Below are 11,078 nucleotides of genomic sequence, written 5' to 3'. Positions count from 1 at the left end.
GCAGGGCGTCGGCGCGGCGCTCGCCGCGGCGGCCGCCTTCGCGCTGCTCCTCCTGCTCTTTCCCGACGGGCCCGCCCGGCACAAGGCGCTCGGCGCGTTCGCCGCGATGGGGGGCCTGGGCGGGGTGCTCGGCACCGTCCTGGGCGGCGTCCTGACCGACGGCCTGGGCTGGCGCTCCACCTTCTGGCTCAACGTCCTCGTCGCGGCCGTCCTGGCGGCGCTGGCCCCGCGCGTCCTCGACGACGGCGAGTCCGCGCCCGCCAAGGTCGCGCCCCACTTCGACCTCGGCGGCGCGCTCACCGCCACCGGCGGCCTCGGCCTCCTCGCGTACGCGCTCGTCGGCGCCGGTGCGTACGGCTGGACCGGGGCCCGGACCCTCGTCGCGGGCGTCGCCGGGCTGCTCCTCCTCGCCGCCTTCGCCGTGCTCGAACGCCGGGCCGCCGATCCGCTCGTGCCGCCGGCCGTGCTCGCCCGGCCCGCGCTGCGACAGGCCAACCTGCTCGCCGGTCTCGCGCAGATGGCGCTGTTCCCCATGTTCTTCCTGGTCAGCCTCTACCTGCAGAGCGTGCTCGACTACCCGCCGCTGGGGGGCGGCCTGGGTCTGCTGCCGCTCTCGCTGGTCGTCGTGGCCGTCGCCCCGCGGACCGGCCGGATCATCGCCCAGCTGGGCCTGCCCCGCACCATGACGCTCGGGTTCGTGCTGCTCACCGCCGGGACCGCCTGGCTCGCCCTGGCGCTCACGCCCGACGGCTCGTTCTTCACCACCGTCCTCGCGCCCAGCCTCGTGCTGGGCGCCGCCCTGCCGTTGGTCATGGTCACCACCAATGTGACCGCCACGGCCGACGCCGCGCCCGAGGAGACCGGACTCGCGTCCGGACTCGTCAACACCAGCCAGCAGTTCGGCTCGGTGCTCGGGCTCGCCGTCCTGGTGGCCGTCTCCACCACCCGTACCGACGCCGCCGCGGGCGCGGCCGCCCAGACCACCGGGTTCCGCACCGCGCTGCTGGTCGGCGCCGCCTTCGCCGCGGTCGCCGCCCTGCTGTCGGCACGTCTGCGCCTGCCCGCGCCCCCGTCGGCGCCACCGCGCCGGGAGCGGGTGGGCGACGCGCGGTGACCGCCTGACCGGCGGACCGCATCCCCGTCCGACCATCGCCCGAGGGGGGCACTCCTTGACCCTGTACGACCTTGTCGCGCCCGGTCTCGAAACGCGCGGCGAACCGCGCTACCGGATCGCCGAGATACGCGCCGCCGACCCGCTCGCCGCGGACGGCCTGCTCGCCGCGGTTCCCGTGATGAACGAGACCGCCGACGTCGCCGCGCTCACCGTCGCCCTGCGCGCCCTGATGCCCGACGCCGACCGGGCCGCCGACTGGAGCGTCGTCGAGGCCCTGGCCGCCATGCGGGACATCGGCATCCTGCTCGGCTCGCTGAAACGGCACGGCGTACAGCCGGTCGCCGCCGTCCCGGAGGTGCTGCCCGTCCTCGAACTGCTCGCCCAGCGCACCGACATGGTGCCCCGCGACACCGTGCACCACTACACCACCTGGAACCCGCTCGGCGCGCGCCGCCGGACGTACACCGGCCATCCCATGGAGGCCGACCTCCAGGACGCGGTCCGGATGACCTTCCCCAGTCTCGTCGCCGCCCTGGAGACCTGCGGCCGGCTGGCCAGGCTCGAGCCGTACGACCCCGGCTTCTCGATCGCTCTCGACCGCACCGCCCAGTACGTCCAGTCCATGGTCGACTCGATCGACTTCACCCTCGCCCACGTCACCCCCGAGTACTTCGCGACGGTGCTGCGCCCGTACTTCGAGGACATCGACGTCGCCGGGCACGCCTACCTCGGGCCCGCCGCGGCCCAGGTCCCGCTCTGGCTGGTCGACCTGACGCTGTGGCAGTGCGACCGCTCGAACCCGGAGTACGACGGCTTCCTGCAGGACTCGGTGCAGTACAGCCTGCCGAGCTGGCGCGCCTTCCACGCCCGGCACGCCGGCGGCGTCTCCGCCGTCAGCAAACTGTCCGCCGCCTTCAGCTGGGAGTCCGGCCATCATGTGCCGCCGCAGCTCACCGCCTCCGCGCTGTCGCTGGCCCGGGTGCTGCGGATCCTCAAGACCTTCCGGGCCCGGCACATCGGCATCGCCCGCAAGGCGTACAGCGACGAGCTGCGCCAGTACGACCAGGGCAGCGGCGGCGCTCCGGTGGCGCTGCTCCGCTCGATCCTCGACCTGACCCGGGAGAACGAGACGCTGGTGCGGGCGCCGCGAGCGCCGCGGGCCCACCGCGGCCCGAGGGAGGACCGGTCATGACGCTGCACGACACGCTCCACGACCCGGACGAGGCCCCTGGCCGCGACGGGCTGCACATCGTCGTCGCGGGCGGCGGCGTCGCCGGACTCACCGCCGCGCTCGCCCTGCACGCCGCCGGATACGACCGGGTCACCGTCGTCGAGGCCGCCCGGCGCAGCCGGCCGGTCGGCGCCGGGCTGAACATCATGCCCAACGCGGTCCGCGAACTCGACGCGCTGGGGCTGCTCGACCGCCTGGAGGCGGGCGCCCTGCGCACCCGCGAGCTGCGCTACTACCACCGCTCCGGCGGGCTGATCTCCCGCGAGCCGCGCGGCCTGGGGGCCGGCTACCGCTGGCCGCAGCTGTCGGTCCACCGGGCCCGCCTCCAGCAGGTGCTCGCCGACGCGGTGCGCGAACGGCTCGGCACCGCCGCGGTCGTCGCCGGCGTCCGGGTCAGCGGGGTGGAGAGCGCGCCCGGCGGCCGGCCCCGCGTCCAACTGGAGCACCGCGACGGCGCGACCCGCGGCCGGGCCTCGCTCGAACCCGACGTCCTGATCGGCGCCGACGGGATCCGCTCCGCGGTCCGCGCCGCCCTCAACCCGGACGAGGGCGCGCCGCCCTGGAACGGGATGATCGTGTGGCGGGGCGTCTCACGGATGCCCGCCCGCTCCGTCGGCGGCTTCATGCTCATCGCCGGCGACGACCGGCAGAAGGCCGTCGTCTACCCGATGACCGCGCCGACCGGACCGGACCGCGAGGTCCTGGTGAACTGGGCCCTGGCCATGCCGGCGGACGCCGACCACGCCGGCATGCTGGGCGACTGGAACCGCCAGGTCCCCGTCGAAACGTTCCTGCGCCACTACGAGGGCTGGGAGTTCGACGGCGTCTGCGTCCCCGAGGTGCTGCGCGCGGCCGACGCCGCGTACGCCTACCCGATGGTCGACCGCGAACCGCTGGAGCGCTGGACCCACGGCCGCACCACCCTGATCGGCGACGCCGCCCACGCCATGTACCCGATCGGCTCCAACGGCGCGACCCAGTCCATCGTCGACGCCCGCGCCCTCGCCCACGCCATGGCCGTGCACCGCGACCCCGACACCGCACTCGCCGCGTACGAGGCCGCCCGCCGGCCCGCCATGACCGAGCTCCAGCGGGCCAACCGCCGGCTCGGCCCCGAGGTCGTCATCAACCTCGCGCACGAGCGCGCCCCGCACGGCTTCACCGACGTCCACGACGTGATCCCGGCGGCCGAACTGGCCGCCGTCGCCGCCCGGTACGCCGCCACGGGCGCCTTCGACCCGGACACCGTCAACCAGGGATCCCCCTACGCCGTCCACCCGCTCGGCGCGTCCTCCTGACGCCTCGCCCCCCTCTGTGCCACGGCGCGCGACCCCCGCGCGCCGTGGTCCGGGCGGGCCGGGTGTCCTACCTTCGGGTGCGGAACAACGGTCGCACAGCGTGGTGCGTCCGCTCCGATACGTACCTCCCCTGCGAAGGTGGAACGCGTGAAGGCAATTCGTCGATTCACCGTGCGTCCCGTCCTCCCCGACACCCTTCGACCCCTCAGCGACCTGGCGCGCAACCTGCGCTGGTCCTGGCACCAACCCACCCGCGAGCTGTTCCGCTCCGTCGACCCCGACGGCTGGCGGGCGGCCGAGGGCGACCCCGTCCGGCTGCTCGGCGCCGTCACCGCCGCGCGGCTGACCGAACTCGCCGCCGACGAGGACTTCCTCGCCGCCCTGCGCGCCGCCGCCGACGACCTCGACGGCTACCTGCGCCGACCCCGCTGGTACCAGGAGCAGAACAGCGAGCGGCTGCCCGCCGCCGTCGCCTACTTCTCGCCCGAGTTCGGCGTCACCGCCGCCCTGCCCCAGTACTCCGGCGGCCTCGGCATCCTCGCCGGGGACCACCTCAAGGCCGCCAGCGACCTCGGCGTCCCACTGACCGGCGTCGGCCTGCTCTACCGGCACGGCTACTTCCGCCAGTCGCTCTCGCGGGACGGCTGGCAGCAGGAGCACTACCCCGTCCTCGACCCCGGCGAGCTGCCGGTCACCCTGCTCCGCGAGCACGACGGCAGCCCCGCCCGGGTCACCCTCTCGCTGCCCGGCGGCCGCCGGCTGCACGCCCACATCTGGGTGGCCCAGGTCGGCCGCGTCCCGCTGCTGATGCTCGACTCCGACGTGGAGGAGAACGGGCCCGGCGAACGCGAGGTCACCGACCGGCTGTACGGCGGCGGCAGCGAGCACCGGCTGCTCCAGGAGATGCTGCTCGGCATCGGCGGCGTGCGGGCCGTGCGGGCGTACGTCCGGCTCACCGGCGGTCCCGAGCCCGAGGTCTTCCACACCAACGAGGGCCACGCCGGCTTCCTCGGCCTGGAGCGCATCCGCGAACTGATCGGCGCGGGCCTGGACTTCGACGCCGCCCTGGAGTCGGTACGGGCCGGGACGGTGTTCACCACCCACACCCCGGTGCCCGCCGGCATCGACCGCTTCGACCGCGAGCTCGTCGCCCGGCACTTCGCCGACGACGGAGAGCTGCCCGGGGTCGACGTGGCCCGGGTGCTCGCGCTCGGCCGGGAGACCTACCCGGGCGGCGACCCGGGGGTCTTCAACATGGCCGTGATGGGGCTGCGGCTCGCCCAGCGCGCCAACGGCGTCTCCACCCTGCACGGCGCCGTCAGCCGGGAGATGTTCGCCGGGCTGTGGCCCGGCTTCGACGCCCAGGAAGTGCCGATCACCTCGATCACCAACGGCGTCCACGCCCCGACCTGGGTCGCCCCCGAGCTGGCCGAACTGTGCGGCCGGGCCGCCGACGTGCCCGACGGCGAGCTGTGGCGCCTGCGGCGCGACCTGCGCGAGCAGCTGGTGACGGAGGTACGGGAGCGGCTGCGCGCCTCCTGGCGGCAGCGCGGGGCCGGCGCGGCCGAACTCGGCTGGGTCGACTCGGTGCTCGACCCGGACGTCCTCACCATCGGCTTCGCCCGCAGGGTCCCCTCGTACAAGCGGCTCACGCTGATGCTGCGCGACAAGGAGCGGCTGGCGAGGCTGCTGCTCCACCCGGAACGGCCGGTGCAGATCGTCGTCGCGGGCAAGGCCCACCCGGCGGACGACGGCGGCAAGCGGCTCGTCCAGGAGCTGGTGCGGTTCGCCGACGACCCGCGGGTGCGGCACCGGATCGTGTTCCTGCCGGACTACGGCATGGGCATGGCCCGGCGGCTCTACCCCGGCTGCGACGTCTGGCTCAACAACCCACTGCGGCCCCTGGAGGCGTGCGGCACCAGCGGGATGAAGGCCGCGCTCAACGGCGGGCTCAACCTGTCGGTGCTCGACGGCTGGTGGGACGAGTGGTTCGAGCCCGACTTCGGCTGGGCGATCCCGACCGCGGACGGCGCGGCGGCGCTCGACGAGGAGCGGCGCGACGACCTGGAGGCGCACGCGCTGTACGAGCTGATCGAGAAGCGGGTCGCGCCGCGGTTCTACGACCGCGGGACGGACGGCGTCCCGGGCCGCTGGACCGAGATGGTCCGCCGCACCCTCACCGACCTCGGCCCGAAGGTGCTCGCCGACCGGATGGTGCGCGAGTACGTGGAGCGGCTGTACGCCCCCGCCGCCTGCGCCCACCGGGCGCTCGGGCCCGGGGCCGCCGGGGAGCTGGCCGCGTGGAAGGCCGGCGTGACGGCGGCCTGGCCGCGGGTCGCGGTCGACCACGTGGAGATCGGCGAGGACCTCGGGGAGGCGGAACTCGGCGCGACGCTCCTGGTCCGGGTGCGGGTCGCCCTCGGGGCGCTGCGGCCGGACGACGTGGAGGTCCAGGCGGTGGCCGGCCGGGTCGACCCGGACGACGCGATCACCGGGGCCCGGGTCAGCGTCCTGAAGCCCACCGGCACCCCGGACCTGGAGGGCCGCCGGCTCTACGAGGGCCCCCTGGTCCTCGACCGCACCGGCCCCTTCGGCTGCACGGTCCGCGTGCTGCCGTCCCACCCGCTCCTGCCGTCCGCGACGGACCTGGGTCTGACCGCCCTCCCGACGGAGGCCACGGGCGAGGGCGCGGGAGTGCTGCTGCGGTAGGCCCGTCCAGCCCGGGCCACGCGCACGGCGGCCCGGAGGGAAGTCCCTCCGGGCCGCCGTTTCGCCTCAGGGCGCCGCCTCCCGGTTCACGGGGAGCGGCGCCGCCTCCCGGTTTACGGGAAGGTCAGCTTGAAGCTGTTGATGTAGCCGGTGTCGAGCGCGGCCTTGTCCTGGACCCGCAGCTTCCACGCGCCGTTCGCGACCTCGGTGGAGGCGTTGACGGTGTACGTGGCCTGGACGTTGTCCGCCGAGTCGCCGGAGGAGAACGGCTTGAGGTTGTAGACCGAGCCGTCCGGGGCCACCAGGTCGACGACCAGGTCACCGCGCCAGGTGTGGATGATGTCCACGCCCACCGCCAGGTTGCTGGGCGCGTTGCCGGTCACGCCGGTGACGTTGACCGTCGAGGTCACCGCGGCGCCGTTGTCCGGGATGGAGACGTCCGCGGCGTTCTCGAAGACCTTGCCCGTGGGCGGCTGGCCGCCGGGGCGCGGGCCGACGTTGATGCCGGCCCAGGCGTTCTCGACCGCCAGCACCTCGGGGCTGCCGGCGCCGTACAGCTCGGTGGCCGCCGCGACGGTGCCCGTGCGGGCCCCGGCGTAGTTGGTGTTGGAGCTGAACTTCGTGGTGAGCGCCTTGAACCAGATCAGCGAGGCCTTGTCCCGGCCGATGCCGGTGACGGGCAGCCCGTCGGAGGTCGGCGAGTCGTAGTTCACGCCGTTGATCGTCTTGGCTCCGCTGCCCTCGGAGAGCAGGTAGTACCAGTGGTTCGCCGGGCCCGAGGAGTAGTGGACGTCGATGTTGCCGATGCCCGAGTACCAGGCGTCCTTGGACGAGCCGTCCTTGCTCGGCTTGTCCATGTAGCGCAGCGGCGTGCCGTTGCCCCGGATGTCGATCTTCTCGCCGACCAGGTAGTCGCCCTTGTCCGACGCGTTGTTGGCGTAGAACTCGACGGCCGCCGCGAAGATGTCGGAGGTCGCCTCGTTCAGGCCGCCGGACTCGCCGCTGTAGACCAGGCCGGCGGTGTTGGCGGTGACGCCGTGCGTCATCTCGTGCGCGGCGACGTCGATCGACGTCAGCGGCTTGGTGTTGTTCGAGCCGTCGCCGTACGTCATGCAGAAGCAGCTGTCCTGCCAGAAGGCGTTGACGTACGCGTTGCCGTAGTGGACCCGGGAGTACGCGCCGACGCCGTCACCGCGGATGCCGGTGCGGCCCTGCACGTTCTTGTAGTAGTCCCAGGTGAGCGCCGCGCCGTAGTGCGCGTCCGCGCCGGCGGTCTCCAGGTTCTGCGGGGTGCCGTCGCCCCAGACGTCGTCGGAGCCGGAGAACAGCGTTCCGGTGCCGGACGTGCCGCGGTTGAGGTTGTTCGTCTTGTGGTTGCCGCGGGTGGTGTCGGTCAGCGTGTACGAGGGCGCGGTGCCCAGCGTCACCTGGCCGCTGTACTGCGTGTTGCCGGTGCCGGTGTGCACGGCCTGCCACTCGTGCAGCTTCGCGCCGGTGGTGGCGTCGGTGACGACGTGCAGCTCGTTCGGCGTGCCGTCGTGCTGGAGGCCGCCGACGACGGTCTCGTACGCGAGGACCGGCGAACCCTGCGCCATCCACACGACCTTGCGCGGGGCGCGCTCGGCGGCGGACTTCGACGAGCCCTCGGCCTTGGCCGCGCTCAGCGCCTGCTTCTCGGCCGCCGCCGGGGCGACGTCCGCGCTCATGTCGACGTTCTTGAGCTGGGCGCGGGAGGCCTTGGTGACGGACTCGGTGGCCCCGGCCTTGGACTCGGCGACGATCAGGTCGCCGCCCAGGACGGGCAGTCCGGCGTAGGTGCGCTCGTAGCGCGTGTGGGTGGTGCCGTCGCGGTCCTTGACGACGTCGCGGACGACCAGCTTCTCCTGGGCGCCGAGGCCGAGGGCCTTGGCGGTGTTCGCCTTGTCGGCGTCGGCCGCCTTGATCAGCGCGGTGCGCTGGGCGGGGGAGAGGGCGGCGGGCAGGGCGCCGGGGTCGGCCTGGCCGGCCGCCTGCGCCGTGGGCGCCGCGGCGAGGCCGGCGCTGTCGGCGGTGGCGGAACCGGTCTGCATTCCGGCGGCGATCATCGCGGCGGCCGCGATCAGAGCGCCCGTCGCGGTGGCGCGACGGCGGGGCGTGGATCTCACGCGAACTCCTTTTGCGAGGGGGGTACCGGCCGGCTGGGTGGGCCGACAGGGCGGTGCAAACAGAGCTGTGGTGCGCGAACTGTGGTGCGAAGAGCCGGGGGAGAGAGTGACAGTCGTGACCGGTACCTGTCATGAGTGCGGCGAGAAGTTGGCCGGAAATCGTCCGGAGCCCGAAGACCCGTGTTCGTTAAGCGGACGTTTCGTCGATCAGCGCCGCGATGCCGTCCAGAGTTCGCCGGAGCCCGAATTCGAAGAGGGAGTCCAGGCTGAGGTCGAATCCCTCGCCCGCCGTCACGGCATGCAGCATCGGCAGATCGCCCGGACCCGCGATCGCGTCGAAGCGTGACTCGTTCTGCGTCATCCACTCGTCGTCGGAGATGCCGCTGTCCTGTTTCGCCTGCTCCTCCAGGTCCGACGCCATGGCGATGCCCTGGACGAAGCTGAAGATCAGCAGATGCACGTGGATCTTGTCGCCCGGGCCGAGCCGGGTGCCCTGAAGCGCCCTCAGCACCCACTCCGTGTACGCCATCGCGTTCGGCGAGGCGATCGGCCGGGTGAACGAGGCCATCGCCTGGGCCAGCCAGCGGTGCCGCGTGTACACGTCCCGCAGCCAGCGTGCGCCCCGGTCCAGGCCGGTCCGCCAGTCGGGCGGCGCCGGCCCGAGCGGCACCTCGCCGCAGGCCGCGTCGGTCATCAGCCGGACCAGCTCGCCCTTGCCCGGGACATGCCGGTACAGCGTCATCGTCGACGTCGACAGGACGGTCGCGACCCGGCGCATCGTCAGCCCCGGCAGCCCCTCCGCGACCGCGATGTCCAGCGCCGCCCGGACGATCCGCTCCCGGCTCAGCGCGGTCGCGCCCGGTCCGGACGCCTGCCCGGACGGGCGGGCGACCACCGTGCCGACGCCCGGCTCCGGCCGGACCAGGCCCTCCTGACGCAGCGTCGCCAGCGCCTTCGTGGCGGTCGCCATCGCCACCCCCCACTCGCGGGTGATCGCCCGCGTGGACGGCACCCGGTCGCCGGGCCGCAGCTCCCCGGACACGATCCGGGCGCGGATCGCCGCGGCGATGACGAGGTAGGGCGGTCGGTCGGTCACGGCGGCGAGTGTACTAGTGCACCGAATACGCCGTACAGGCCGCTGACCAGCTACTTATGACGGCCCGGCAGAGGTGCACTAGGGCGAGCGGAGACACGTGCACCGGACCGGTGCTTCGCTCCCGCCATGACCTCTTCCGACGCACTCGCCGGACGCCGCGCCTGGACCGCGCTCGCCGTCCTGATGCTGCCGCTGCTCCTCGTCTCGATGGACGTGTCCATCCTCTACTTCGCCATCCCGGCCATCAGCGCGGACCTGCGCCCCGGCGCCACCGCCCAGCTGTGGATCCTCGACATGTACGGCTTCGTCCTCGCCGGACTCCTCATCACCATGGGCGCGCTCGGCGACCGCGTCGGCCGCCGCCGGCTGCTCCTCTTCGGCGCGGCGCTCTTCGGCGCGGCCTCGCTGGCCGCCGCGTACGCCCACAGCCCCGGCACGCTCATCGCGGCCCGCGCCCTGCTCGGCGTCGCCGGCGCCTGCCTGATGCCGTCGACGCTGGCGCTGATCCGCGTGCTCTTCCACGACCCCGCGCAGCGGGCCAAGGCGGTCGCCGTCTGGACGGCCGTCATGGCCAGCGGCATCTCGCTCGGACCGGTCCTCAGCGGCGCGCTCCTTGAGCACTACTGGTGGGGCTCGGTCTTCCTGGTCAACCTGCCCGCCATGGCCCTGCTGCTGCTCCTCGGGCCGTTCCTGCTGCCGGAGTCCAAGGTGCCCGTGCGCGGCCCCTTCGACCTGATCAGCGCCCTGCTCTCGCTCGCCGCGCTGCTGCCCGTCGTGCACGGCGTCAAGGAGCTCGCCCAGGACGGCCGGTCCTGGCCGCCGGTGCTCGGCATCGCCGCCGGACTGGCGATCGGCGCGCTGTTCGTCCGCCGCCAGGCCCGCCTGGCGCACCCCATGGTCGACCTGGCTCTGGTCCGGCAGCGTGCGTACGGCGGCGCGGTCCTGGTGAACCTGATGGCCATGGCCGCCACCGTCGGCTTCGCCGTCTTCTTCACCCAGTACGTGCAGTCCGTGCTCGGCAAGAGCCCCTTCGAGTCCGCGCTGTGGAGCCTGGTGCCGTCCGCCGGCGTGATGGCCGCCGCGCCCCTCGGCCAGGTCCTCGCCCAGCGCGTCGACCGGGCGTATGTGATGGCCGGCGGCTGCGGGCTGTCCGCCGTCGGCTTCGGCTGGCTCGCCCTCACCGACACCGCGACGCCCTTCTGGGCCGTGCTCACCGCCGGCGCCGTGTACGCGGGCGGCCTGGTCACCGCGATGACCCTGGCCAACGAGCTCGCCCTCGGCGCGGCCCCGCCGGAGCGCGCCGGCTCGGCGGCGGCCGTGCTCGAATCCGGCCAGGAGCTGGGCGGCGCGCTCGGCATGGCGCTCCTCGGCTCCCTCGGCACCGCCGTCTACAACTCCGCCATGCCCGCCGACGCCTCCGAGCCGGCCCGCGAGACCCTCGGCGGCGCAGTGGCCACGGCCGCGCGGCTCCCGGGGGACGCGGCGG

General features: G+C 74.0%; 7 protein-coding genes. 5 read left to right on the top strand and 2 right to left on the bottom strand.

Annotated features, from left to right (window positions below):
• From VIU94_RS28720 to glgP, 4 genes are all read left to right on the top strand, one after another.
• Nucleotides 1–1,114 (top strand): MFS transporter (locus VIU94_RS28720; protein WP_331915591.1); only part of this gene is annotated, 1,114 nt, incomplete at its 5' end.
• 55 nt (nucleotides 1,115–1,169) lie between these two features.
• Nucleotides 1,170–2,306 (top strand): monodechloroaminopyrrolnitrin synthase PrnB family protein, encoded by a 1,137-nt coding sequence (locus tag VIU94_RS28715; protein ID WP_331915589.1) that lies wholly within the window; start codon nucleotides 1,170–1,172, stop codon nucleotides 2,304–2,306.
• Entirely contained in the window at nucleotides 2,303–3,643 is a 1,341-nt protein-coding gene (locus VIU94_RS28710) for an FAD-dependent monooxygenase (protein WP_331915587.1), read from the top strand. Before VIU94_RS28715 ends, VIU94_RS28710 begins: the two co-directional genes overlap by 4 nt.
• A gap of 147 nt (nucleotides 3,644–3,790) precedes the next feature.
• Entirely contained in the window at nucleotides 3,791–6,352 is a 2,562-nt protein-coding gene (glgP, locus tag VIU94_RS28705) for an alpha-glucan family phosphorylase (protein WP_331915585.1), read from the top strand.
• 113 nt (nucleotides 6,353–6,465) lie between these two features.
• Here glgP and VIU94_RS28700 read toward each other — a convergent pair whose 3' ends face one another.
• Together VIU94_RS28700 and VIU94_RS28695 are read right to left on the bottom strand one after the other, a co-directional pair.
• Nucleotides 6,466–8,496 (bottom strand): M4 family metallopeptidase, encoded by a 2,031-nt coding sequence (locus VIU94_RS28700; RefSeq protein ID WP_331915583.1) that lies wholly within the window; start codon nucleotides 8,494–8,496, stop codon nucleotides 6,466–6,468.
• Nucleotides 8,497–8,683: 187 nt separating this feature from the next.
• Nucleotides 8,684–9,592 (bottom strand): TetR/AcrR family transcriptional regulator C-terminal domain-containing protein, encoded by a 909-nt coding sequence (locus VIU94_RS28695; RefSeq protein ID WP_331915581.1) that lies wholly within the window; start codon nucleotides 9,590–9,592, stop codon nucleotides 8,684–8,686.
• 126 nt (nucleotides 9,593–9,718) lie between these two features.
• Here VIU94_RS28695 and VIU94_RS28690 point away from each other — a divergent pair.
• A partial coding sequence (locus VIU94_RS28690; protein WP_331915579.1) for an MFS transporter occupies nucleotides 9,719–11,078 on the top strand: 1,360 nt, incomplete at its 3' end.

It is taken from the genome of Streptomyces sp. (assembly GCF_036566765.1).
Taxonomy (GTDB): domain Bacteria; phylum Actinomycetota; class Actinomycetes; order Streptomycetales; family Streptomycetaceae; genus Streptomyces.
This window is presented reverse-complemented; position numbering and strand designations above follow the sequence as displayed.

Coding starts and splice junctions, on each gene's coding strand:
- VIU94_RS28710 (WP_331915587.1), top strand. CDS start 2,303: ATGACGCTGCACGACACGCTCCACGACCCGGACGAGGCCCCTGGCCGC.